We start from the raw sequence: 22,986 nt of genomic DNA on the forward strand, positions 1-22,986 counted from the left end.
CCGACGAGCCTCAGCCCGCCCTGCGGTGGAAGGCGGCGTGCAGCAGATCCGACAGATGGCGGCGCTGCCTCGGCACGGCCGCCCGGGCGGGCCGCGGACGGTCGGCGTTCAGCGCCAGGGCGACCTGGCCGGCGCGCATGATGCGCAGCACCCGGCTGTCGCAGTTCAGGCACTGGGGGCGGCTCAGCGGCGAGGGCACCCGCCGGCCGTCGGTGAGGTAGGTGACGAACTCATGTCCCTGGGCGTCGAGATGGTGCTCTATGACATAGGACTGCTCCCAGCCGTGTCCGCAGTGCATACAGGCGAAGGAGTAGGACTCATGGACGGCGGGAACGGCGCGTGCGATCTCGGTCATGCAGGCTCCTGAGGTCCGCAGGCGGGCGGGGACCGGTACGTCCCCGACCACCCCACGACCAGTGGACTCTTCCGCGCATCCGTGCGGAACGGGCCTGCCGAGTATTGGAGCCGTCTTGGCCGTTCCTTGCCGCAACGCCCCGGCGCAGAGGTCCGCGCTTTGCCTGGCGCGCTCCGCCCTTTGCCCAGAATTCAGCCACGCGCGCGCATACCCGATCAGGTTCCCGCGTTCTTCGCCGCCACGACCGCGTCGAACACCTCCCGCTTGGGCAGGCCCGCCTCGGCCGCGACCGCCGCGATGGCCTCCTTGCGCCGTTCGCCGGCCTCCTCGCGCACCCGGACCCGGCGTACCAGCTCGGCCGCGTCGAGCGTCTCGGGGGCGCGCTCGGGCGCTCCCTCGACGACGACGGTGATCTCCCCGCGCACGCCCTCGGCCGCCCAGGCGGCGAGCTCGGCCAGCGGGCCGCGCTTGATCTCCTCGTAGGTCTTGGTCAGTTCACGGCACACGGCGGCGCGCCGCTCGGCGCCGAACACCTCGGCCATCGCGGCGAGGGTGTCGTCGAGCCGGTGCGGTGCCTCGAAGTAGACCAGGGTGCGCCGCTCCCCGGCGACCTCCCGCAGCCGGGACAGCCGCTCCCCGGCCTTGCGGGGCAGGAACCCCTCGAAGCAGAAGCGGTCCACGGGCAGCCCGGACAGCGCGAGCGCGGTGAGCACGGCGGACGGGCCGGGCACGGCGGTGACGCGGATGTCCTGCTCGACGGCGGCGGCGACCAGCCGGTAGCCGGGGTCGGACACGGACGGCATGCCGGCGTCGGTCACCAGCAGCACGCGCGCGCCGCCGAGGAGTTCCTCGACCAGTTCGGGCGTACGGGCGGACTCGTTGCCCTCGAAGTACGACACCACGCGGCCCTTGGGGGTGACCCCCAGCGCCTGCGTCAGCCGGCGCAGCCGCCGGGTGTCCTCGGCCGCGACGACGTCGGCGCCGGCCAGCTCCTCGGCCAGCCGCGGCGGCGCGTCCGCGATGTCGCCGATGGGGGTGCCCGCCAAAACAAGGGTTCCAGTCACATCCCCCATCCTCCCAAAGGGAAGGCCCTCACCCGCCCGGAGGGAAGGCGCCGGTCCTCCCGGAGCCGTCACGGGGCCGACGCAAGCTCCGCATGCGCGGGACTCACACAGAACGTTTCCCTACGATGGCGCGGTGACCAGTACCGCGTCCTCCGCGTCCTCGACGGACCTCCGCCAAGAGCGGGCCCCGCACGACCAGGAGCCGTCGTGGCAGCAGCGGCTGCGCCGGTTCGGCTACGCGGCGCGGCCCGAGAGCGACGTCCGGGACCGGCTGGTGCCGCCGTACGCGGAGCCCTCGCCGCGGATCTGGTCGGTGCTCGGTGTGCCGCCCACCCTGGCCCGGCGCGTCGGGCGTCTGTCCGGCTGGGGCGGTCCGCTGCTGGTGACGCTGCTGGCGGGCGTGCTGCGGTTCTGGAACCTGGGCAGCCCCAAGGCGGTGATATTCGACGAGACGTACTACGCCAAGGACGCCTGGGCGCTCGTCCACCGAGGCTTCGAGGTCAACTGGGACAAGAACGCCAACGATCTGGTGCTGTCCTCGGGCGGGCACGTGCCGATCCCGACGGACGCGGCGTACGTGGTGCACCCCCCGGTCGGCAAGTACGTCATCGGGCTCGGGGAGCTGCTCTTCGGGTTCGACCCGTTCGGCTGGCGGTTCATGACGGCGCTGCTCGGCACGCTGTCGGTGCTGATGGTGTGCCGGATCGGGCGGCGGCTGTTCCGCTCGACGTTCCTCGGCTGCCTCGCGGGCGGGCTGCTGGCGGTCGACGGCCTGCACTTCGTGATGAGCCGCACCTCGCTGCTCGACGGGGTGCTGATGTTCTTCGTGCTGGCCGCGTTCTGCTGTCTGGTCGTCGACCGCGACAAGGCCCGGGAGCGGCTCGCGGCGGCGCTGCCCGCCGACGCCGAGGGGCGGGTACGGCCGAACGCCGAGGTCGCCGACACCGTGTGGCTGGGGCTGCGGCCCTGGCGGTGGGCGGCGGGCGTGATGCTGGGCCTGGCCGTGGGCACCAAGTGGAACGGCCTTTACTTCCTGGCCGCGTTCGGGATCATGACCGTGCTGTGGGACATCGGCTCCCGCAAGGTCGCGGGCGCCCGGCACCCGTATCTGGCGGTGCTCAAGTACGACCTGGGCTTCGCGTTCCTCGCGACCGTGCCGGTGGCCGTGGCCACGTACGTGCTGTCCTGGACGGGCTGGATCCTGTCCCCGTCCGACGGCAGCGGCGGCTACTACCGCGACTGGGCCGTCAAGGACGGCAGGGACAGCGACTGGGCGTGGCTGTTCCCGGACTGGGTGCGCAGCCTGTGGCACTACGAGAACCAGGTGTACGACTTCCACGTCGGCCTGTCCTCGCCGCACACGTACGAGTCCAACCCGTGGAGCTGGATCGTCCTCGGCCGTCCGGTGTCGTACTTCTACGAGTCCCCGGCGCCCGGCGCGGACGGCTGCCCGGCCGACGCGGGCGACAAGTGCGCGCGCGAGGTCCTGGCGCTGGGCACGCCGGTGCTGTGGTGGGTGGGCTGCTTCGCGCTGCTGTACGTGCTGTGGCGCTGGTTCTTCCGCCGTGACTGGCGCGCGGGCGCCATCGCCTGCGCGATCGTGGCCGGTTATCTGCCCTGGTTCTTCTTCCAGGAACGCACCATCTTCTACTTCTACGCCGTCGTCTTCGTGCCGTTCCTGTGCCTGGCGGTGGCGATGCTGGTCGGCGCGCTGGTCGGCCCGCCCGGCTCGACCGACACCCGCCGGGTCGCCGGGGCGACGGGCGCGGGCGTGGTGGTGCTGCTGATCGCCTGGAACTTCATCTACTTCTGGCCGATCTACACCGGTACCGCCATCCCGATCGACGACTGGCGGTCGCGGATGTGGCTCGACACCTGGGTCTAGCCGGCCCCCTGCCGCCGGTCTCCGTTCAGCCAACAAAGCAGGGCTCCGGTCCGCGTTGTCGGTGCCGCCCCTTACAGTGCACGGGAAGGTGAAACGGGGGCACGGGAGGGACCGGGCGATGCGCAAGGGGGTCAAGGGGGCCGTCATCGGCACGGTGTTCGCCGTGATGCTGGGCGGCGCCGGGTACGGCGCCTACAACTTGGTGTCCGCTCTGGACGGCGACGGCGGCGCGGGTGGGAACGGCACGGCGTCCGACAGGAGCGGGCCGCCGAGCGAGGACGAGGTCGCCGAGACCACGAAGGCGTTCTTCGCGGCCTGGGAGCAGGGCCGGGGCGCGAAGGCCGCGTCGTACACGAACAACGCCGCGGCGGCCGAGCCCGTACTGACGTCCTTCGGCGGCAGCGGGCACCTCACCGACGTGCAGATCACCCCGGGCGCGGTGCGGGGCACCACCGTGCCGTTCTCGGTCGAGGCGACCGTGTCGTACAAGGGGCGGAGCAAGCCGCTGTCGTACGACAGCAGGCTGACCGTGGTGCGCGGGATCACCACCGGGCGCGCGCTGGTCGACTGGCGGCCGACGGTGGTGCATCCCGAGCTCGGCGAGGGCGACACCCTGGTCACCGAGGAATCGGCCAGCCCGCCGATCGAGGCGGTCGGCCGGGACGGCAGCGTGCTGACGAAGGAGAAGTACCCCTCCCTCGGCCCGGTCCTGGACGACCTGCGCAAGCGGTACGGCAGGCAGGCGGGCGGCACGCGCGGGGTCGAGCTGTCGATCCGGCACACCGCGAGCGGCGCCGCCGACACCTCGCTGCTGACCCTCACCGAGGGCAGGGCGGGCCGGCTGCCCACGACCATCAGCCCGCGCGCGCAGGCGGCCGCCGAGAAGGCGGTCACCGCGTACAAGGAGTCGTCGGTGGTGGCGGTCAAGCCGAGCACCGGTGAGATCCTCGCGGTCGCCAACAACCGCGCGGACGGCTGGAACGCCGCCTTCCTGGGCGAGCTGGCACCCGGCTCCACGATGAAGATCGTCAGCGCGGCCCTGCTCATCGACCAGGGCCTGACCACGGCGGACGGCCCGGCGCCCTGTCCCCCGCAGGCGGTCTCCGACAGCGCGACCTTCCACAACCTGCCGGGTCTCGCGCCCAACGAGAGCGCGACGCTCGCCGACAGCTTCGCCCGGTCCTGCAACACCGCGTTCGTGAAGTTCGCCGACGAGATCCAGGACGACTCCCTCACCAAGGAGGCGCAGGACAAGTTCGGGCTCGGCCGTGACGACTGGAAGGCGGGCATCACCACCTTCGACGGCAGCGTCCCCGTCTCCGAGGGCCCCGACACCGCCGCCGCGCTGCTCGGTCAGGGCAAGGTGCAGATGAGCCCGCTGAACATGGCGTCGGTGACGGCGACCGCGGTCACCGGCACGTTCCGGCAGCCGGTGATCGTGCCGCAGAGCCTGGACGGCCGCGAGCTGGCCCGGGCCGAGGGCCTTGAGCCGGGCACCGTGGCGCAGCTGCGCGCCATGATGAACCGCACCGCGACCAGCGGTACCGCCGCGAACGCGATGCGAGGGCTGCCCGGCAGCATCGGCGCGAAGACCGGCTCGGCCGAGGTCGACCACCAGGCCACGTCCAACAGCTGGTTCACCGGCTTCCGCGACGACATGGCGGCCGCCGCGATGGCCCAGCAGGGCGGCCACGGCAGCGACGCTGCCGGACCGATCGTGGCGCGCGTCCTGGGCGCCGGCGGCTGAGCGAGGGGGAACCGGCCCACGGGTGGCGGACGTCACCCGCACAGGTCGGGACCGGAGAACGGCACCGTCGTCGGGACGGTGAGGCACGACCACAAGGGACACGAGGGCGTCGGGGACCCCGGGGATTTCGCGGAGGAACGGAAAAGCAGTGGGCAAGAGAAGGCGCGTCGCCCAGCGACGGAGCATCCGACCGGCCGTCATCGGCTCGGTGATCGCCGCGGTCGTCCTGGGCGGCGGGGTCGGCGCCTACGCGCTGTACGGCGGCGGCGCCGTGGCCGGCCAGGCCTCGGCCGGCGCCGAGGGGCGGGAGAAGGCGGTGAAGACCGGCCCGCTGTCGGAGGCGGAGGTCACCGGGGCCGCGCGGCGCTTCCTCACGGCCTGGCAGCGGGGCCGCCCGGCCGAGGCCGCGGCCGCCACCACCGACGCCGCGGCCGCCCGCACCCTGCTCGCCGGCTACGCCAAGGACGCCCACCTGGAGCACGTCACCCTCACCCCCGGCGTCCGCCAGGGCGACAAGGTGCCGTTCACCGTGCGGGCCACGGTCCACCACGGCACCGTACGCAAGCCGCTGACGTACGGCAGTGCCCTGACCGTCGTACGCGGCGAGGGCGACGGCGAGCCGCTGGTGCGGTGGGCCTCCGCGGTCGTCCACCCCGATCTGAAGGACGGCGACCGGCTGGTCACCGGCGAGGCCGGCACCCCGCCGGTGAAGGCGCTGGACCGCGAGGGCGGGGAGCTGACGACGAAGAAGTACCCGTCGCTGGCGCCGGTCCTGGACGGGCTGCGCGAGAAGTACGGCGAGACGGCGGGCGGCACGGCGGGCGTCGAGCTCCGGGTCGTCCGCGGTGCGGCCTCCCAGAAGGCCGAGCTGTCCGACAAGACGCTGCTGGAGCTGAGCGAGGGAACCCCCGGCACGGTGCGGACGACCCTCAGCCCGGCACTGCAGGCCGAGGCGGAGCGGCAGGTCGCCGCGCGCAAGCGGGCCTCGGTGGTGCTGCTGCGCCCGTCGACGGGCGAGATCCTCGCCGTCGCGAACTCCTCGCCCGGCTTCAACACCGCCTTCCAGGGCTCCCTCGCGCCCGGCTCCACGATGAAGGTCATCACCTCCTCGATGCTGTTCGAGAAGAAGCTGGCGGCGGCGGACAAGGCGCACCCCTGCCCGAAGTTCTTCACGTACGGCGGCTGGAAGTTCCAGAACGACGACAAGTTCGAGATCAAGGGCGGCACCTTCAAGGCGTCCTTCGCCCGCTCCTGCAACACCGCCTTCATCAGCCAGGCGCCGAAGCTGAAGGACGCCGACCTGACGCAGCAGGCGCAGGAGGTGTTCGGGCTCGGCATGGACAACTGGGCGGTCGGGGTGCCCACCTTCGACGGCTCGGTGCCGGTGCAGTCGCAGGCGCAGATGGCGGCCTCGCTGATCGGGCAGGGCGGGGTGCGGATGAACCCGCTGAACATGGCGTCCGTGTCGGCGACCATCCAGTCGGGGACCTTCCGCCAGCCCTATCTGGTCTCGCCCGAGGTCGACGGCCGCACCCTGGCCACCGCCTCGCGCACCCTGTCCGCGGGCACGCTGGCGCAGGTGCGGGAGGTGATGGCGTACACGGCGGCATACGGCACGGCGGCCGAGGCGATGGCCGGGGTCACCGGGAACGTCGGCGCGAAGACCGGCTCGGCGGAGGTCGACGGGCAGAAGAAGCCGAACGGCTGGTTCACGGCCTACCGCGGCGATCTCGCGGCGGCGGGCGTCGTGCAGGCGGGCGGCCACGGCGGCAGCACGGCGGGCCCGATCGTGGCGGCCCTGCTGAAGGCGGCGGGCTGACGGCCCTGCCGAGGGCGGCTGGGCTGACGCGCGGGGGCTCCTCGGGCCCCGCGCGTCAGTGGGCCACGGGCTGCTTGGTCGCCGTGTAGGTGCGGCGCAGGAACCGCATCAGCGTCTTCGACTCGAACTGCACGACCGAGACGCCCTGCGCGGAGTGGAACTCGACGACGGCCTGCACGCGTCCGCAGGGCCACACCCGGACCGCCCCGCTGCCGGCGGGGGCGCGCAGCCCCTGTTCGAGGAGGGAGCGGGCGAAGGTCCACTCGCGGGTGCCGGGAAGCCGGACCCGCACGGCGCGGGGGTCGGTGTCCGGGTCGTACCGCAGGATGACGGGAACCGCGCCGGTGTCCTGTGTCGTGACGTCGGTGTCCGTGACGATGTGGGCTCGTGCGTACTGCTCGATCACAGACATCGGCAGTCCCCTTACGCTCGGTGACCAAGACGAAAGCCCAGCTTCCGCTTCTTCTCCAATGTCCCACATTTCCCGGATCATGCCCCCCGGTGGCGCATCTCATATACGCGATCGGCACCCAGTGCGCTCTTGCAACCTATTCGCATTAAGCCACTATCATCGAACGGTGCATGTGCCTGACGGATTCATCAACGCCCCCACCTCGGTCGCCACCGGAGTCGTCGCCGCCGGCGCCGTCGCCGTGAGCCTGCGCGGCGCGCGCCGTGAACTCGACGAGCGGACCGCGCCGCTGGCCGGGCTCGTGGCGGCGTTCATCTTCGCCGTGCAGATGCTCAACTTCCCGGTCGCCGCCGGAACCAGCGGGCACCTCCTCGGCGGGGCGCTGGCCGCGATCCTCGTCGGCCCCTGCACGGGTGTGCTGTGCGTGTCGGTGGTGCTGCTGATGCAGGGCATCCTCTTCGCCGACGGCGGCCTGACCGCGCTCGGCGTGAACATCACCGACATGGCGATCGTGACGACCGTCGTCGCCTACGCCGTCTTCCGCGCCCTGGTGAAGGTCCTGCCGCGCACCCGCCGTTCGGTGACCGGCGCGGCCTTCGTCGCCGCGCTGCTGTCCGTGCCGGTCTCGGCGCTCGCCTTCACCGCGCTGTACGCCGTCGGCGGCACCACCGACGTCTCGATCGGCAAGGTCGCCACCGCCATGGTCGGCGTCCATGTCCTCATCGGCATCGGCGAGGCCGTGATCACCTCGCTCACCGTCGGCGCGGTCCTCGCCGTACGCCCGGACCTCGTCCACGGCGCCCGTGACCTGCACCGTCCGCTGAAGCTCCGGGTCAACGGCGAGCTGGTGGACGCCCCGGGCACCGTCCCGGTCCCGGTCGCCGCCCGCTCCACCCGCAAGGTGTGGGCGACCGGCCTGGCCGCCTCGCTGCTGCTCGCCGGGTTCGTCAGCTTCTACGCCTCCGCCAGCCCCGACGGCCTGGAGAAGGTCGCCGCCGACCACGGCATCGACGACAAGGCCGAGGAGCACGCGGCCGCCGGCTCGCCGCTCGCCGACTACGGCGTCAAGGACGTCGACGACTCCCGGCTGTCCGGGGGCCTCGCCGGTGTCATCGGCGTCGGCGTCACCGTCGTGGCGGGAAGCGGCGTGTTCTGGGCGGTGCGCAGGCGGCGCTCCGGCTCCGTCCCGGCCTCCCCCGCGGATGTGAGCGTCTGACATGGGCGCGGGCCACGCGCACCGGCTCTACCGGCACGGGCACTCGCCCGTGCACGGGCTGCCGCCGCACACCAAGCTCGTCGCCGCGTTCGCCTTCGTGGTGGTCGTGGTGTCGACGCCGCGCGAGGCGGTGTGGGCCTTCGGGCTGTACGCCGTGCTGCTGGCGTGCGTCGCGGCGTACGCGCGTGTGCCCGCGGGCTTCCTGCTCAAGCGGCTGCTGATCGAGGTGCCGTTCGTGGCGTTCGCGGTGCTGATGCCGTTCGTTGCGGAGGGCGAGCGCACCGAGGTGCTCGGCGTGTCGCTGAGCGTCAGCGGACTGTGGGGCGCCTGGAACGTCCTCGCCAAGGGCACCCTCGGCGTCGCCGCGTCGGTGCTGCTGGCCTCCACCACCGAGCTGCGCGAGCTGCTGCTCGGCCTGCAACGCCTGAAGCTGCCGCCCCTGCTGGTGCAGATCGCGTCCTTCATGATCCGCTACGGCGACGTCATCGCGGACGAGATGCGCCGGATGCGGATCGCCCGCGAGTCGCGCGGCTTCGAGGCGCGCGGCGTGAAGCACTGGGGCGTGCTCGCCAAGTCGGCGGGCGCGCTGTTCATCCGCTCCTACGAACGCGGCGAGCGCGTCCACCTGGCCATGGTCAGCCGTGGCTACGCCGGTTCCATGCCGGTCATCGACGAGGTGACCGCCTCCCGCGCGCAGTGGACGCACGCCCTGACCCTGCCCTTCGCCGCCCTCGTCGTATGTCTGCTGGGATGGACCCTGTGACTGCTCACCCGGAGCCCGTGACCGCCTCGCTGGAGGTCTCCGGCCTCGCCTTCGCCTACCCCGACGGGCATCAGGCCCTGTTCGGGGTGGACTTCGCCATCGGCCGCGGCGAGCGGGTCGCGCTGCTCGGCCCGAACGGCGCCGGCAAGACCACGCTGGTCCTGCATCTCAACGGCATCCTCACCGGCGGGGCGGGCACCGTCACCGTCGCCGGACTGCCGGTCGGCAAGCGGCACATGGCGGAGATCCGGCGCAAGGTCGGCATCGTCTTCCAGGACCCCGACGACCAGCTGTTCATGCCGACGGTCCGCGAGGACGTGGCCTTCGGGCCCGCGGCGGCCGGACTGAAGGGCGCCGAGCTGGAGGCGCGCGTGGACCGGGCGCTGGAGCAGGTCGGCATGGCCGCGTTCAAGGACCGCCCGCCGCACCACCTGTCCTTCGGCCAGCGCCGCCGGGTCGCCGTCGCCACGGTGCTCGCGATGGAGCCGGAGATCCTCGTCCTGGACGAGCCGTCCTCCAACCTCGACCCCGCCTCGCGCCGTGAGCTCGCCGACATCCTGCGCTCCCTCGACGTCACCGTCCTGATGGTCACGCACGACCTGCCGTACGCCCTGGAGCTGTGCCCGCGCTCGCTGATCCTCTCCGAGGGCGTGATCGCCGCCGACGGCCCGACCGGTGCGCTGCTGTCCGACGAGGACCTGATGCGCGCCCACCGGCTGGAGCTGCCCTTCGGGTTCGACCCGCGGTCCGTGACAATGGGCGCGTGAAGCGTCAGGACGAGAAGCACCCCGAGGCCCCCGCCGGGTCGCTGCTGCTGGACGAGCAGCTGTGTTTCGCGCTGTACGCCGCCCAGCGCGCGGTGACGGCCGCGTACCGGCCGCTCCTGGACGAGCTCGGCCTCACCTACCCGCAGTACCTCGTCCTGCTGGTCCTCTGGGAGCGCGGCGAGACGGCCGTGAAGGACCTCGCGGCGGCCCTGCGCCTCGACTACGGCACGATGTCGCCGCTGCTCAAGCGCCTGGAGAGCGCCGGGCTCGTGCGCCGGGAGCGCGCGGCGCACGACGAACGCTCGGTGTACGTGACCTGCACCGGGCGCGCGGAGGAACTCCGGGAGCGGGCGGCGCGCGTACCGGGCGCCCTGCTCGCGGCCACCGGGCTCGACGGTCCCGAGGTCGCGCGGCTGCGCGAGGAGCTGCGCGGGCTCGCGCGGCGGGCGGAGGAGGCGGCGTCCCGCGCCCGCTGAGCCCCACCCCGGTTTCCCACCCTCCTTCACGGGCCCTCCCTACCGGTCGGTACCTTGTGCACGATGTAGTTGCACACCACTGTGTTCACCGCACACCCAGGGGAAGGTCCGAGCCGTGAGCGAAGCCGCCGTCGATTCCGCCGTCGACACCCGTCCGAAGAAGATCATGTACGTCGCGGAGGCGACCGCGCACGGCGGCCGGGACGGGTATGTCACGAGCCAGGACGGCCGGCTCGGCCTGAAGGTCGCGATGCCGCCGGAGCTGGGCGGCAGCGGCGACGGCACCAACCCGGAGCAGTTGTTCGCGGCCGGCTACAGCTCCTGCTTCCACAACGCCCTGGTGCTGGTCGGCCGACGCGCGGGCCTCGACCTGACCGGCTCCACGGTCGCCGCGAAGGTCGGCATCGGCCCCAACGCCCAGCACGGCTACGGCCTCGCGGTCGCGCTCAGCGTCTCGCTGCCGGTCCTCGACCAGCAGGTCGCGGCCTCCCTGGTGGACGCGGCGCACCAGGTCTGCCCGTACTCGAACGCGACCCGCGGCAACATCGACGTCAGCATCGTCCTCGGCTGACGGGGCTGCGCCGAGGAATCCCAGGCCGCCGCCTACTGTTGCACCCACTGTCGTAGGCAAAGGGCGGCAGGCGAGACAGCGGGCAAGAGACAGCGGGCAAGCGGAAGGGGCGTACGACGTGGACGTGCACGGCACAGTGGCCGAGGGCTTCGAGCCGGTCAGGGAGGCGTTCGTACGCAACTTCGAGGTGCTCGGCGACCGCGGCGCGGCCGTCTCCGTCTACCGGGACGGCCACCGGGTGGTCGACCTGTGGGGCGGCACCCGGGACATCGACGGCACGGCCCCCTGGGAGCGCGGCACCGCCCAGATCGTGCGCTCGGCGACCAAGGGCGTCGCCGCCGCGGCGCTGCTGCTGCTGCACCAGCGCGGTGAGCTGGACCTGGACGCGCCGGTCGGCGAGTGGTGGCCGGAGTTCAAGGCGGCGGGCAAGGAGCGCACCCTGGTGCGCCATCTGCTCGCGCACCGCGCGGGCGTGCCCGTCCTGGACCGGCCGCTCACCCCCGCCGAGGCCGCCGACCCCGAGCTCGGCGCGCAGGCCGTCGCCGCGCAGGCACCCGCCTGGGAGCCGGGCACCGACCACGGCTACCACGCGCAGACCTACAGCTGGCTGACCGGCGAGCTGCTGCGCCGTGTGACGGGCCGGCCGATCGGCGAGTGGATCGCCGAGGAGATCGCCGGGCCCGTCGGCGCGGACTTCTGGCTGGGCCTGCCGGCCGCCGGGGCCGCCCGCGCGGGCCGGGTCGGCCCGGCCGAGATACCCGAGGCGGCGGGCGCCCTGAAGACCCGCCCCAAGCGCGCGGTCGCCGACGCCTACGCCGACCCCGGCTCCCTCACCCGCCGCGCCTTCGCCGCGATCACCCCGCTCCCCGACGAGAACGACCCCGCCTACCGCGCCGCCGCACTGCCCGCCTCCAACGGCATCGCCACCGCCGACGGCCTGGCGCGGATCTACGCCTCCCTCATCGGCGAGGTCGACGGCGGACGCCGCCTGTTCGCGCCCGGGACGGCCGCGCTGGCCCGGGCCGAGCAGTCCGCGGGCACCGACCGGGTGCTGGTGGTCGGCACCCGCTTCGGCCTCGGCCACATGCTGCACGGCGCCGCGTCCCCGCTGCTGTCCCCCGCCTCCTTCGGCCACCCGGGCCGCGGCGGGGCCCTCGGGTTCGCCGACCCCGACTCGGGCATCGCCTTCGGCTATGTCACCAACGGCTTCCGCCAGAGCGTGACGGCGGACCCGAGGGCCCAGGCCCTGGTGCGGGCGGTCCGCACGGCTCTCGCGGGGGACGCGAACCGCTAGGCCGAAGGACGCCAAGCCCGGGGCAGGCCGGGTGGGGCATCAGATGTGGATGGGGTGGGACGTCCGCCCGGACGCCTGGTCGATCTCGCCGTGCGCCTTCGTCAGGAGCTGCATCGCCAGCTCGTTGAGCGCCCGCGCCCCGGCGATCTCCTCCCCGACCCGCGGCTGATTCGAGTCGGTGTGGTGCCGGCTGGCGTGCCCGTGGGCGCGCACCTCGCTCCCGTCGGGCAGGCGCACCAGCGCGGCCGCCTTGGTGTGCTGGTCGTCCTCCATGAACTCCAGCTCGACATGCCATCCCACTGTGGTGTGCATCATGACGATCACCTCCGGAAGACCTCCTTCCAGAGTGCCCCCGGCGCCGCGCACCCGCACCACACCCGGACCGGGCCGTCAGAGCCCCCGTTCGACCATGTCGATGACCTGCTCCCCGGCCTCCTCCGCCTGCTCCGGCAGGAGTCCCCGCAGCGGCCCGTCGATCATCAGCACCGCGATGCCGTGCACCGCGGACCAGGCGAGGAACTCGGCCCCCGGCCGCCGCTCCTCGGGCAGCAGCCCCTGCTCGACCAGCCCGTCGAGCGCCTCGCCGAGCAGCTCGAAGGGCGTACGGCCACTGACGCCGGCCGCGCTGTCGTCGGCCGCGTGGGCCATGTCGCCCGGCACATGGAACGCCGTACGGAACAGGCCCGGCTCCTCGCGGGCGAAGCGCAGATAACCGGTGCCGACGGCACGGAAGCGGGCCCGTGCCGCGGCGGCCGGGTCGGGATGGTCCGGCAGGGCGGCCTGCTCGGCCTCCATCGTGCGGGCGACCCGGGCCATCGCCGCCTGGGACACCGCGTGCAGCAGGGCGGCGCGGTCGGCGAAGTGGCGGTAGGCGGCGTTCGGCACCACACCCGCCTGCCGGGTCGCGGCCCGCAGCACGACGGCCTCGGGGCCTCCCTCGCGGGCGAGTTCGAGTCCGGCCTCGACCAGGGCGTTGCGCAGGTCGCCGTGCCGGTAGGTGTCACGCTTGGAAGACATGTGGACAGCATCCACTTTCATGGCCTAGGCTTCTGCAAGATCGTTCGGGGGGCGCGGATCACCACACCCTCCGAATGTGGACATCGTACACAACGGCTTCCGGGGGGTATCCGCCATGCATCACGTCACGAGCAGCGCCAAGGGCCGGATCACGCACTTCGTCCACCAGTCGCTGGACGGCTTCATCGAGGGCCCGAACGGCGAGTTCGACTGGCCCCACATGGCCGGCGAGACCTCGGCCTACGCGCAGGCCCTGACCGCCGAGGCCGACGTCTTCCTCTACGGACGCAAGGTCTGGGACCTGATGTCCGGCTACTGGCCGCGCGCCGAGGAGTTCACCACCGACGAGCACGACCTGGCCTTCGCCCCGCTCTGGCGCGAGAAGCCGAAGGCGGTCGTCTCCTCCACCCTGGACCAGGCCGACTGGAACACCCGCGTCATCGGCGAGAACGTGGTGGAGGAACTGACCGCGCTGAAGGAGAGCGGCACGAACCTGGTGCTGTTCGGCGGCTCGGAGCTGGCGTCCTTCCTCACCGAGCACCGCCTGATCGACGAGTACCAGATCTTCGTCCACCCGGTCGTCCTCGGCGGCGGCAGGCCCGTGCTGCGCACCCCGCTGCCGCGTCTCGCCCTCGACCTGGTCGAGGCGCGGACCTTCGACGACAAGGTGGTCCTGCTGCGCCACCGGCTCGCCGAGGCCGACGAGAAGGGCACGAACTGACATGAGCACTCCTGCGAAGGGCCCGGCGAGCTACTTCCCGGCCATCGAGAAGAAGTACGGCCGTCCGGTCGCCGACTGGATCGAGCTGATCCGCTCCTCCCCGCTGACCAGGCACATGGAGCTGGTCGCCTGGCTCAAGACGGAGCACGGCCTGGGCCACGGGCACGCGAACGCCCTCGTCGCCCACGCGCTCCGAGCCCGATGAGAGAGGCCGACATGGGAACGTACGTACAGCTCGGCGACGTGAGGACCTGGTACGACGAGCACGGCACGGGCGAGCCGCTGGTGCTGCTGCACGGCGGACTGGTCGACGCCCGCTTCTTCGAGCCGAACCTCGGCGCCCTCGCCGAGCACTTCCACGTCTACACGCCCGAACGCCGCGGCCACGGCCACACCCCGGACGTGCCCGGGCCGATCACCTACCAGCTGATGGCCGACGACACGGTCGCCTTCCTGGAGGAGGCCGTCCGCGAGCCCGCCGACCTCGTCGGGCACAGCGACGGGGCGTTCGTGGCGATGCTGGTCGCCATGCGGCGGCCCGACCTGGTCAAACGGCTGGTGATGATCAGCGGCGGCTTCAGCAAGGCGGGCGAAGCCGCGCCGGACATGGAGTGGGACGTCGACGCGATCACCCGCTTCCTCGGCCCGTCCTACGCCGAGGTCTCCCCCGACGGCGCCGACCACTTCCGGGTCGTCGCCACGAAGATCGGCGAGATGGCCGCCAAGGAGCCGAACCTCCGGGCAGCGGACCTGGCCGCGGTGACCGCGCGCTCGCTGGTGATGTCCGCCGACGACGACCTGATGACCATGAGCCATGTCGTGGAGATGTACGACGCCCTGCCGAACGCCGAGCTCGCCGTCGTCCCCGGCACCTCCCACTTCCTCACCCAGGAGAAGCCCCACCTGGTCAACGCGCTGCTGCTGGACTTCCTCACCCGGGAGCCGGTGCCGACGGTGGCGGCGATCAGGCGCGCCGGGGGCTGAGGCTCACCCGGAGTGCAGCATCAGCCCGATCCCGGCGACCAGCAGGCCCGCCGCCCAGATCCGGGCCGCGCCGAACCGTTCCTTGAAGACGACGGCACCGATCGCCGCGCCGACCAGGATCGAGGACTCCCTGAGCGCCGCCACGGGCGCCAGCTCCGCCCGCGTCTGCGCCCACAGCACCAGCCCGTACGCCGCCACGGACAGGGCCGCACCGAGCAACCCGACCCCGGCGAAGGGCCGCAGCGTGGCAAGGGTGTCCCGCCGCCACCGGTAGAGGGCGTACGCGGGCAGCGCGAGCCCTTCGGCGATCATCAGCCAGGCGACGTACCCGAGGGCCGACCCGGAGGCCCGCACGCCGAGTCCGTCCACCACGGTGTACGCCGCTATGGACACCCCCGTCGCCAGCGCCGCCCCGACCGCCGGCCAGTCGGGGCGCCTCCCGCGCAGTCCCCACAGGGCGACGCCGGCCAGTCCGGCGCAGGACAGCGCGATGCCGGCCGCCGCCCAGCCGTCGGGCACCTCGTCGGCGAACAGGGCGGCCAGTACGGTCACCACCAGTGGGGCGCTGCCGCGCGCGATGGGGTAGGCCTGGCCGAAGTCGCCGAGCCGGAAGGAGCGCATGAGCAGCGCGTAGTACGCGATGTGCAGGAGCGCCGAGGCGACGAGGTAGGGCCAGGCGCCGGCGGCGGGGAAGGCCGCGAACGGTGCGAGACCGCACCCGATGAGCGCCCCGCCGCCCGATATCAGGGTGAACCCGACGAGCTTGTCCGTGATCCGGTGCGCGATCGCGTTCCAGCCGGCGTGCGTGACGGCGGCGAGCAGCACCGCCGCGGTGACCAGAGGCGTCACGCCGTACGCTCGCGCACGTCCACCAGCGTCGCCCCGGCGTGCTCGACGAGCGCGTCGGGGGCGATGGGGAACACGGCGTGCGGGTCGCCGGCGGCGGCCCACACCTCGCGGTGCTCCAGCAGCGCCCGGTCGGCGAGGACGGTCGTCCGCGTCCGGTGCCCGAAGGGCGGCACCCCGCCGATGGCGTACCCGGTGGTCTCCCGCACGACCCCGGCGTCGGCCCGTGTCACCTTCCGCGCCCCGAGCGCCTCGCGCACCCGCTCCACGTCCACCCGCGAGGCACCGTCCATCAGCACCAGCACCGGCACGCCGTCGGCCGCGAAGATCAGCGACTTGCAGATCTGGTCCAGCTCGCATCCGATGGCCGCAGCGGCTTCGGCGGCGGTCCGCGTGGCGTCCGGGAACCGGCGGACCCGCTTCAGGAGGTCCTCCAGGCCCTCCTGCGAGAGGGCTTCGGCGAAGCGGGGGTGGGCTCCGGAGCCCTCGGCGTCAGGGGCGGCTGTGGTCGTCATGCAGGGCACGGTAGCGGTGCGTGTATGAGACGCGCGAGTGGGTTACGGCCGGGCCGGCGGGAGGCCGGTGGGGGCCCCGGGCGTCCCGGGGCCCCCGCCGGCCGCTCACCCGCGTGTCAGGCGCGCACCAGCTCCTTCTCCTCGTCGGGGTCGACGTCCCCGCGGTCGCCCCGCGACCGCAGGCCCTCGCCCTCGACGTCCACGTCGGGCAGGATCCGGTCGAGCCACTTCGGCAGCCACCAGGCGCGCTTGCCGAGCAGGGCGAGCACCGCCGGGACGATGGCCATGCGGACGATGAAGGCGTCGAAGAAGACGGCGATCGCCAGCCCGAAGCCGATCATCTTGATCATGGACTCGGCGGAGCCGATGAAGCCGGCGAAGACGGCCATCATGATGACGGCGGCGGCGGTGACGACCCGCGCCCCGTGCTTGAAGCCGGTCACCACGGCCTGGCTCGGCTTCTCCCCGTGCACGTACGCCTCGCGCATGCGGGTCACGAGGAAGACCTCGTAGTCCATCGCGAGACCGAAGACCACGCCGACCATGAAGATCGGCATCATCGACATGACGGGACCGGTCTCCTCCACGCCCATGAGGCCGGACAGCCAGCCCCACTGGAAGACGGCGACCACCGCGCCCAGGGCCGCCATCACGCTCAGCAGGAAGCCGAGGGCCGCCTTCAGCGGGACCAGGATCGAGCGGAAGACCACGATCAGCAGCAGGAACGCCAGGCCCACCACCAGGATCAGATACGGGACCAGGGCGTCGTTCAGCTTCTGGGAGACGTCGATGTTCATCGCCGTCGCACCCGTGACCAGGACCTCCGAGCCGGTGTCCGACGCGATGCCCGCACCCGCCTCGCGGATCGAGTGCACCAGGTCCTCGGTGGTCACCGACGACGGCTTGGCGTCCGGGATCACCGTGATCGTCGCCGTGTCGCCCGCCTTGTTGGGCGCGGCCGGGGTGACCGTCACGACGTTGTCCAGGGCCTTGATGCGGTCGCCGGTCTCGGTGAACGCGGCCTGCGCGTCGGCGCTGTCCTTCGCGTCGACGACCACCATCAGCGGGCCGTTGAAGCCGGGCCCGAAGCCCTCGGAGAGCAGGTCGTAGGCGCGGCGCTGGGTGGTGGAGGTGGGCTGGGAGCCGTCGTCGGGCAGGCCCAGTTCCAGGGAGGTGGCGGGGACGGCCGCCGCGCCGAGGCCCACGACACCGAGCAGCAGCACGGCCAGCGGGCGGCGGACCACGAAGCTCGCCCAGCGCGTGCCCATGTTCGGGCGGCCGGCGTTCCTGGCGGCGCGGCCGCCGCCGAGGAGCTTGGACTTCTGGCCGGCCGGGCGCACCTTGCGGCCGGCGTAGCCGAGGAGGGCCGGGATCAGGGTCAGGGCGATGAGCACCGCGATGGCGACGGTGCCGGCCGCGGCCACGCCCATCTTCGTCAGCATCGGGATGTTGACGACGGCCAGGCCGACCAGGGCGATGACGACGGTCAGGCCGGCGAAGACCACGGCCGAGCCGGCCGTGCCGACCGCGCGTCCCGCGGCCTCTTCCCGGTCGCGGCCCTCGGCGAGCTCCGCGCGGTAGCGGGAGACGATGAACAGCGCGTAGTCGATACCGACGGCCAGGCCGATCATCGTGGCCAGCGTGGAGGTCGTGGAGCCCAGGTCCAGCGTGCTGGCGAGGGCCGCGATCGACGAGACGCCGATGCCGACGCCGATGATCGCGGTGAGCAGCGGCAGACCGGCGGCGAGCAGCGAGCCGAAGGTGATGACGAGGACGACCGCGGCGACGGCGATGCCGATGATCTCGGTGGAGCCGGTCTCCGGGGTGGCCTGGAGGGCGTCACCGCCGATCTCGACGGTCAGCCCCGCGTCCCGGGCGTGCTCGGCGGCGTCCTGCAGGGCCTCGCGGCTGGAGTCCTCCAGTTCCATGCCGGAGACGTCGTACCTGACCTGCGCGTAGGCGATGGCGCCGGACTTGCTGACGGCGCCCGCCTGGTACGGGTCGGTGACGGAGGTGACCTCGGAGCCGGTCGACAGCTCCTTGACGGTCTTGGCGACGGTCGCCTTGTTCCCGGCGTCCGTCATCTTCTCGCCGGCGGGCGCCTTGAAGACGACGCGGGCGGTGGCCCCGTCGGCGCTCATTCCGGGGAAGCGCTCCTCCAGCAGGTCGAACGCCTTCTGGGCCTCGGTGCCGGGGATGGAGAACGAGGTGGTGCCCGGGGCGGGCGCGCTGGCCGCGCCGACTCCGGCGAGGGTCAGCAGCGCCACCCATATGAGGGCGACGAGGTGCCGTCGCCGGAAGGCGAGGCGGCCCAGTTTGTACAGGAACGTGGCCACGGGGCGTACTCCCGGTCAGGTCGTGGGTTCATTCAGGGCAGGGGTGACCGGCCCGCGGGGAGGCAGGGTCGGCCGGCCCGACGACGTGAGCGGTGACGTCAGGTGCTTACGGAAAGGGGATCAGGATGCTCGGACGCCGAGGGCGGGGAGGACCACGGCGTCCACGTACGAGATCAGGAAGGCCTGGGTCGGCGGCCGGTCGTCCAGCAGGGCGCGGGTGACGAACCCGCCGACCATCATGTGGAGCATGAAGTCCAGCGCCGGGCAGTCGGGGCGGACCTCGCCCCGGTCGACGGCGCGTTGCAGCACCCGCTGGAACTCGGCCATCTCCGGTTCGATGAGCTGCTCCTGGAACGCCTGGCGCAGGTCCGCGTTCTGGTGGATGGCCATGGCGATGCCCCGCATCAGCGCGGAGTTCTGCTCCATGGTGCAGTCGTCGTCCATGGTGACCAGCGCGTGCAGGTCGCCGCGGAGGGAGCCGGTGTCGATCTCGCCGACGTTGCCGGGCTTGCTGTGCCGCAGGGCCTTGACGACCAGTTCGGCCTTGCCGCCCCACTGGCGGTAGAGCGTGGCCTTGCTGGACCGGGTGCGGGCGGCGACGGCGTCCATGGTGAGGGCGTCGTAGCCGACTTCGCGGAGCAGGTCGAGCACGGCCTCGTACAGCTCGGCCGCGCGCTCGGGCGTGATCCGGCTGCGACGCGGTGTCGCGACCTCAGCCATCTGCGGCCCCCTTCTGCTCCGTGTCCGTGGAACTCGTACACCGACGAATGTAGCGCAGAAGCCTTGCGAAACGAAACGGTTTCGTACGTGGTCTGGCTCACGTCGGCCGGGTACCCGCGAACCCACAAGTTGCTCCGCCCCGCCCCGGGGAAAAGCATGGGGATGTGAGCTATCTGCGCCTGCCCCACATCAGCGGTGACCTGCTCTGCTTCGTGGCCGAGGACGACCTCTGGCTCGCCCCGCTGGACGAACCCGGCCGGGCCTGGCGGCTCACGGTCGACCGGACCAAGCTGGGCCACCCCCGCTTCTCGCCCGACGGCCGCCACATCGCTTACACCAGCTGGCGCAGCCTCGTCCCCGAGCTGCACCTCGCGCCGGTGGACGGCGGGACCGGCCGGCAGCTGACCTACTGGGGCAGCTCGGACACCCGGGTGTGCGGCTGGACCCCGGACGGCACGATCCTCGCGGTCGCCTCGCACGGCGAGCCGTTCTCCTACTTCACCTGGGCCTACAAGGTCTCCCCCGACGGCGACCCCGGACGCAAGCTCCCCTGGGGCCCGGTCACCGACATCCAGGTCGCGGACCTGCCCGACGGGCACAAGTCCCTTCTGCTCACCGGCACCCCGCCGCACGAGCCCGCCGCCTGGAAGCGCTACCGGGGCGGCGCCACGGGCCGGCTGTGGCTGCACGGCGAGCGGCTGCTCGCCGATCTGGAGGGGCATCTGGCCTGCCCGATGTTCGTGGACGGCAGGATCGCGTTCCTCTCCGACCACGAGGGCGTCGGCAACCTCTACTCCTGTGCGCACGACGGCTCCGACCTGCGCCGGCACACCGATCACGACGCCTTCTACGCCCGCGCCGCCTCCACCGACGGCACCCGGGTGGTCTATCAGTGCGCGGGCGAGCTGTGGATGGTGGACTCGCTCGCGCCCGACTCGGTGCCGCGCCGGCTCGACGTCCGGCTGAGCGGGCCGCGGGCGGGGCGCCGCCCCTACCAGGTGCCGGCCGCGCAGCACATCGACGGCATCTCGGTCGACGAGACCGGCCGGGCGAGCGCGGTCGTGGTCCGCGGCAGCCTGTACTGGCTGACCCATCGCGACGGCCCGGCCCGCACGATCACCGACACCCCCGGCGTACGGGTGCGGCTGCCGGAGATGCTGGGCTCCGGCGGGCAGGTGGCGTACGTGACGGACGCCGAGGGCGAGGACGCCGTCGAGATCGCCTGTCTGCCGCGGGCCACCGGCGACCGCGAGCCGCGCCGGCTCGCCCCGGGCGGGCTCGGCCGGGTGCTGGAGCTGGTGTCGGACCCGGACGGCGAGCGCCTCGCCGTCGCCTCGCACGACGGGCGGCTGCTGCTGATCGATGCGACGGAGGACTCGGCCGGCGAGGTCACCGAGCTGATCCGGTCGGTCAACGGGCCGGTCCGCGACCTCGCGTTCTCCCCGGACGGGGCGTGGCTGACCTGGTCGCACCCGGGGATCGGACGGACGCTCAGGCAGATCAAGATGGCCCGCATCAAGGACCGGCTGGTCGTCGACGTCACCAACGGCCGCTTCGAGGACGAGAACCCGGTCTTCACCCGCGACGGCCGCTATCTGGCCTTCCTGTCCTGGCGCGGCTTCGACCCGGTCTACGACGTGCACACCGGCGACCTGTCCTTCCCGCTGGGCTGCCGCCCGTATCTGGTGCCGCTGTCCTCGGCGACCCCCTCCCCCTTCGCCCTGACCCCCGAGGGCCGGCCGGCGGCGGGCGGCCTCGACCCGCTGGAGGACGAGGGCAACGGCGGCGACGGCACGGTCACCGTCGAGGTCGAGGGCCTCGCCAGCCGGGTCACACCCTTCCCGGTCACCGCGTCCAAGTATTCGGCCCTGTTCCCGGTCGCGGGCGGCGGGCTCGTGTGGCTGCGCTGGCCGATCTCGGGCGCGCTGGGCGAGACGTTCGCCAACCCGGACGACACCAGCGGCCGGCCGACGCTGGAGCACTTCAGCATCACCAAGGCCAAGCGCACCGAACTGGTCGGCGACCTCGACTGGTTCGCGGTCAGCGGCGACGGCAGCCGGCTGGTCGTCGTCGACGAGGGCGATCTTCGGGCGGTGCCCGCCGCCGAGTCCGGGGACAGCGACTCCACCGTCTGGATCGACCTGCGCCGCATCCTGCACACCGTCGACCCGGGCGCCGAGTGGCGGCAGGCCTACGCGGAGGCGGGGCGGCTGATCCGCGCCTACTTCTGGGACCCGGGCATGTGCGGCATCGACTGGGACGCCGTCCTCGGCCAGTACCGGCCGCTCGTCGAACGGGTCGCCTCCCCCGACGAGTTCGCTGACCTGCTGCGCGAGGTGCTCGGCGAACTCGGCACCTCCCACGCCTACGTCAGCGCCGCCCGGCGCAACGAGGGTCCGCCGCACTACCGCCGGCTGCAGGGTCTGCTCGGCGCCAACCTGGTGTGCCGGGAAGGCCGTTGGACGGTCAAGCGGATCCTGCCCGGCGACTCCTCCGACTCCAAGGCCCGCTCCCCGCTGGCCGGCACCGGCATCCGCGAGGGCGCCGTCCTCACGCACGTCGACGGCCGCCCGGTCGACCCGGCCGAAGGGCCGTATCCGCTGCTGGCGGGCGCGGGCGGTACGACGGTGGAGCTGACCTTCACCCCCGCCGACGGCGAGGCCGGCCGGCCGCGCCGCGTCGCCGTCGTCCCGCTCACCGACGAACGGCCTCTGCGCTACCAGGACTGGGTCACCAAACGCCGTGCCGTCGTGCGGGAGTTGAGCGGCGGCAGGTGCGGCTATCTGCACATCCCCGACATGGGCGGCTCCGGCTGGGCGCAGTTCAACCGCGACCTGCGCATGGAGGTCTCCCGGCCCGCGCTCATCGTCGACGTACGCGGCAACGCCGGCGGCCACATCAGCGAACTCGTCGTGGAGAAGCTGACCCGGACCATCCTCGGCTGGGACCTCACCCGCGACGCCCAGCCGGTGTCGTACGCCTCGAACGCGCCGCGCGGCCCGGTCGTGGCCCTCGCCGACGAGGCGACCTCCTCCGACGGTGACATGATCACCGCCGCGTTCAAGCTGCTGAAGCTGGGCCCGGTGGTGGGGCAGCGCACCTGGGGCGGGGTCGTCGGCATGACCGGCCGGCATCAGCTCGGCGACGGCACCGTCATCACCGTGCCGATGAACGCCGCCTGGTTCGACGCCTACGGCTGGAGCGTGGAGAACCGCGGCGTCAGCCCCGACCTGGAGATCCTGCGCACCCCCCTCGACTGGGCCGAGGGCCGCCACGCCCAGCTCGACGACGCCGTACGACTGGCCCTGGAACTGCTGGAGACCCATCCCCCGGCGGCCCCGCCGGACTACCGCGACGTCCCCGACAGGTCCCGGCCGAAGCTGCCGCCGCGCTCGCGGGGAACCGTCTGACCGTTCGACGGACTTCATGAGGAAGGGCGCCCCCGGGAAAGGGGGCGCCCTCGTCGCTCAAGGAGTAC

Annotated in this window: 22 protein-coding genes; 13 read left to right on the forward strand and 9 right to left on the reverse strand. The window is 72.8% G+C overall.

The genetic code is table 11. The annotated features are described in order from the left end of the window. Positions 1-10: 10 nt before the first annotated feature. Together ACIGXJ_RS20770 and rsmI are read right to left on the reverse strand one after the other, a co-directional pair. The gene (locus tag ACIGXJ_RS20770) at positions 11-355 is read right to left on the reverse strand and encodes a hypothetical protein (protein ID WP_399647348.1); all 345 of its coding nucleotides are present in this window, start codon (positions 353-355) and stop codon (positions 11-13) included. A gap of 215 nt (positions 356-570) precedes the next feature. Then, positions 571-1,419, reverse strand: coding sequence for a 16S rRNA (cytidine(1402)-2'-O)-methyltransferase (gene rsmI, locus ACIGXJ_RS20775; protein WP_399647351.1), 849 nt, complete (start codon positions 1,417-1,419; stop codon positions 571-573). Between the two features lie 133 nt (positions 1,420-1,552). Here rsmI and ACIGXJ_RS20780 point away from each other — a divergent pair, with 133 nt between their 5' ends. The 3 genes from ACIGXJ_RS20780 to ACIGXJ_RS20790 all read left to right on the forward strand — a co-directional run bounded on the left by ACIGXJ_RS20780 (position 1,553) and on the right by ACIGXJ_RS20790 (position 6,870). Then, the gene (locus ACIGXJ_RS20780) at positions 1,553-3,304 is read left to right on the forward strand and encodes a dolichyl-phosphate-mannose--protein mannosyltransferase (protein WP_399647354.1); all 1,752 of its coding nucleotides are present in this window, start codon (positions 1,553-1,555) and stop codon (positions 3,302-3,304) included. Positions 3,305-3,422: 118 nt separating this feature from the next. Beyond that, positions 3,423-5,051 (forward strand): penicillin-binding transpeptidase domain-containing protein, encoded by a 1,629-nt coding sequence (locus ACIGXJ_RS20785; RefSeq protein ID WP_399647356.1) that lies wholly within the window; start codon positions 3,423-3,425, stop codon positions 5,049-5,051. A 148-nt stretch (positions 5,052-5,199) separates the two neighbouring features. Then, positions 5,200-6,870 carry a penicillin-binding transpeptidase domain-containing protein gene (locus tag ACIGXJ_RS20790; RefSeq protein ID WP_399647359.1) on the forward strand — a complete coding sequence of 557 codons (1,671 nt, stop codon included), beginning with the start codon at positions 5,200-5,202 and terminating at the stop codon, positions 6,868-6,870. A 55-nt stretch (positions 6,871-6,925) separates the two neighbouring features. Here ACIGXJ_RS20790 and ACIGXJ_RS20795 read toward each other — a convergent pair whose 3' ends face one another. After that, positions 6,926-7,282: an SsgA family sporulation/cell division regulator gene (locus ACIGXJ_RS20795; protein WP_399647362.1), complete on the reverse strand. Its 357-nt coding sequence runs from the start codon at positions 7,280-7,282 to the stop codon at positions 6,926-6,928. A gap of 166 nt (positions 7,283-7,448) precedes the next feature. On the opposite strand from ACIGXJ_RS20795, the gene ACIGXJ_RS20800 reads away from it, so the two are divergent. From ACIGXJ_RS20800 to ACIGXJ_RS20825, 6 genes are all read left to right on the forward strand, one after another. After that, the gene (locus tag ACIGXJ_RS20800) at positions 7,449-8,498 is read left to right on the forward strand and encodes an energy-coupling factor ABC transporter permease (RefSeq protein ID WP_399647364.1); all 1,050 of its coding nucleotides are present in this window, start codon (positions 7,449-7,451) and stop codon (positions 8,496-8,498) included. 1 nt (position 8,499) lies between these two features. Beyond that, on the forward strand, positions 8,500-9,261 hold the full coding sequence (cbiQ, locus tag ACIGXJ_RS20805; protein WP_399647367.1) for a cobalt ECF transporter T component CbiQ: 762 nt from the start codon (positions 8,500-8,502) through the stop codon (positions 9,259-9,261). Then, entirely contained in the window at positions 9,237-10,028 is a 792-nt protein-coding gene (locus ACIGXJ_RS20810) for an energy-coupling factor ABC transporter ATP-binding protein (protein ID WP_399647369.1), read from the forward strand. Before cbiQ ends, ACIGXJ_RS20810 begins: the two co-directional genes overlap by 25 nt. Further along, positions 10,025-10,504 (forward strand): MarR family winged helix-turn-helix transcriptional regulator, encoded by a 480-nt coding sequence (locus tag ACIGXJ_RS20815; protein WP_399647372.1) that lies wholly within the window; start codon positions 10,025-10,027, stop codon positions 10,502-10,504. The genes ACIGXJ_RS20810 and ACIGXJ_RS20815 overlap by 4 nt, the downstream gene beginning before the upstream one ends. A 166-nt stretch (positions 10,505-10,670) precedes the next feature. Further along, entirely contained in the window at positions 10,671-11,075 is a 405-nt protein-coding gene (locus ACIGXJ_RS20820; RefSeq protein WP_399648090.1) for an organic hydroperoxide resistance protein, read from the forward strand. Between the two features lie 118 nt (positions 11,076-11,193). After that, entirely contained in the window at positions 11,194-12,369 is a 1,176-nt protein-coding gene (locus tag ACIGXJ_RS20825) for a serine hydrolase domain-containing protein (protein WP_399647374.1), read from the forward strand. A gap of 39 nt (positions 12,370-12,408) precedes the next feature. Here the strand turns inward: ACIGXJ_RS20825 and ACIGXJ_RS20830 are convergent, their stop codons facing one another. Together ACIGXJ_RS20830 and ACIGXJ_RS20835 are read right to left on the reverse strand one after the other, a co-directional pair. Beyond that, positions 12,409-12,684: a DUF1876 domain-containing protein gene (locus ACIGXJ_RS20830; protein WP_399647376.1), complete on the reverse strand. Its 276-nt coding sequence runs from the start codon at positions 12,682-12,684 to the stop codon at positions 12,409-12,411. Positions 12,685-12,759: 75 nt separating this feature from the next. Beyond that, on the reverse strand, positions 12,760-13,386 hold the full coding sequence (locus ACIGXJ_RS20835) for a TetR/AcrR family transcriptional regulator (RefSeq protein ID WP_399647378.1): 627 nt from the start codon (positions 13,384-13,386) through the stop codon (positions 12,760-12,762). A gap of 115 nt (positions 13,387-13,501) precedes the next feature. Here ACIGXJ_RS20835 and ACIGXJ_RS20840 point away from each other — a divergent pair, with 115 nt between their 5' ends. Genes ACIGXJ_RS20840 through ACIGXJ_RS20850 form a run of 3 tightly spaced genes read left to right on the forward strand, consistent with a single transcriptional unit; the run spans position 13,502 to position 15,091 of the window. Continuing rightward, the gene (locus ACIGXJ_RS20840) at positions 13,502-14,107 is read left to right on the forward strand and encodes a dihydrofolate reductase family protein (RefSeq protein WP_399647380.1); all 606 of its coding nucleotides are present in this window, start codon (positions 13,502-13,504) and stop codon (positions 14,105-14,107) included. A gap of 1 nt (position 14,108) precedes the next feature. Beyond that, positions 14,109-14,312, forward strand: coding sequence for a DUF4287 domain-containing protein (locus tag ACIGXJ_RS20845; RefSeq protein WP_399647383.1), 204 nt, complete (start codon positions 14,109-14,111; stop codon positions 14,310-14,312). Positions 14,313-14,323: 11 nt separating this feature from the next. Next, positions 14,324-15,091 carry an alpha/beta fold hydrolase gene (locus ACIGXJ_RS20850; RefSeq protein WP_399647386.1) on the forward strand — a complete coding sequence of 256 codons (768 nt, stop codon included), beginning with the start codon at positions 14,324-14,326 and terminating at the stop codon, positions 15,089-15,091. Positions 15,092-15,094: 3 nt separating this feature from the next. On the opposite strand, the gene ACIGXJ_RS20855 is transcribed toward ACIGXJ_RS20850, so the two are convergent. From ACIGXJ_RS20855 to ACIGXJ_RS20870, 4 genes are all read right to left on the reverse strand, one after another. Further along, complete coding sequence (locus ACIGXJ_RS20855) at positions 15,095-15,940, reverse strand: EamA family transporter (RefSeq protein ID WP_399647388.1); 846 nt, start codon at positions 15,938-15,940, stop codon at positions 15,095-15,097. Next, positions 15,937-16,452 (reverse strand): YbaK/EbsC family protein, encoded by a 516-nt coding sequence (locus ACIGXJ_RS20860; RefSeq protein ID WP_399647390.1) that lies wholly within the window; start codon positions 16,450-16,452, stop codon positions 15,937-15,939. The genes ACIGXJ_RS20855 and ACIGXJ_RS20860 overlap by 4 nt, the downstream gene beginning before the upstream one ends. Positions 16,453-16,568: 116 nt before the next feature. Beyond that, on the reverse strand, positions 16,569-18,788 hold the full coding sequence (locus tag ACIGXJ_RS20865) for an MMPL family transporter (RefSeq protein ID WP_399647392.1): 2,220 nt from the start codon (positions 18,786-18,788) through the stop codon (positions 16,569-16,571). Positions 18,789-18,908: 120 nt separating this feature from the next. Continuing rightward, positions 18,909-19,508: a TetR/AcrR family transcriptional regulator gene (locus ACIGXJ_RS20870; RefSeq protein ID WP_399647394.1), complete on the reverse strand. Its 600-nt coding sequence runs from the start codon at positions 19,506-19,508 to the stop codon at positions 18,909-18,911. 164 nt (positions 19,509-19,672) lie between these two features. Between ACIGXJ_RS20870 and ACIGXJ_RS20875 the strand changes: the two genes are divergently transcribed. Further along, positions 19,673-22,918 (forward strand): S41 family peptidase, encoded by a 3,246-nt coding sequence (locus tag ACIGXJ_RS20875; RefSeq protein ID WP_399647396.1) that lies wholly within the window; start codon positions 19,673-19,675, stop codon positions 22,916-22,918. The last annotated feature ends 68 nt before the right edge of the window (positions 22,919-22,986 follow it).

The sequence above is a fragment of the Streptomyces sp. NPDC053367 genome (assembly GCF_044545925.1).
Lineage (GTDB): Bacteria > Actinomycetota > Actinomycetes > Streptomycetales > Streptomycetaceae > Streptomyces.

Excerpts from the sequence above, each read along its gene's own strand:
- cbiQ (WP_399647367.1), top strand. The coding sequence starts at position 8,500 with ATGGGCGCGGGCCACGCGCACCGGCTCTACCGGCACGGGCACTCGCCC.
- ACIGXJ_RS20810 (WP_399647369.1), top strand. The coding sequence starts at position 9,237 with ATGTCTGCTGGGATGGACCCTGTGACTGCTCACCCGGAGCCCGTGACC.
- ACIGXJ_RS20830 (WP_399647376.1), bottom strand. The coding sequence starts at position 12,684 with ATGATGCACACCACAGTGGGATGGCATGTCGAGCTGGAGTTCATGGAG.
- ACIGXJ_RS20850 (WP_399647386.1), top strand. The coding sequence starts at position 14,324 with ATGGGAACGTACGTACAGCTCGGCGACGTGAGGACCTGGTACGACGAG.
- ACIGXJ_RS20845 (WP_399647383.1), top strand. The coding sequence starts at position 14,109 with ATGAGCACTCCTGCGAAGGGCCCGGCGAGCTACTTCCCGGCCATCGAG.
- ACIGXJ_RS20870 (WP_399647394.1), bottom strand. The coding sequence starts at position 19,508 with ATGGCTGAGGTCGCGACACCGCGTCGCAGCCGGATCACGCCCGAGCGC.
- ACIGXJ_RS20820 (WP_399648090.1), top strand. The coding sequence starts at position 10,671 with ATGTACGTCGCGGAGGCGACCGCGCACGGCGGCCGGGACGGGTATGTC.
- ACIGXJ_RS20770 (WP_399647348.1), bottom strand. The coding sequence starts at position 355 with ATGACCGAGATCGCACGCGCCGTTCCCGCCGTCCATGAGTCCTACTCC.
- ACIGXJ_RS20785 (WP_399647356.1), top strand. The coding sequence starts at position 3,423 with ATGCGCAAGGGGGTCAAGGGGGCCGTCATCGGCACGGTGTTCGCCGTG.
- ACIGXJ_RS20795 (WP_399647362.1), bottom strand. The coding sequence starts at position 7,282 with ATGTCTGTGATCGAGCAGTACGCACGAGCCCACATCGTCACGGACACC.
- ACIGXJ_RS20840 (WP_399647380.1), top strand. The coding sequence starts at position 13,502 with ATGCATCACGTCACGAGCAGCGCCAAGGGCCGGATCACGCACTTCGTC.
- ACIGXJ_RS20835 (WP_399647378.1), bottom strand. The coding sequence starts at position 13,386 with ATGTCTTCCAAGCGTGACACCTACCGGCACGGCGACCTGCGCAACGCC.
- ACIGXJ_RS20860 (WP_399647390.1), bottom strand. The coding sequence starts at position 16,452 with ATGACGACCACAGCCGCCCCTGACGCCGAGGGCTCCGGAGCCCACCCC.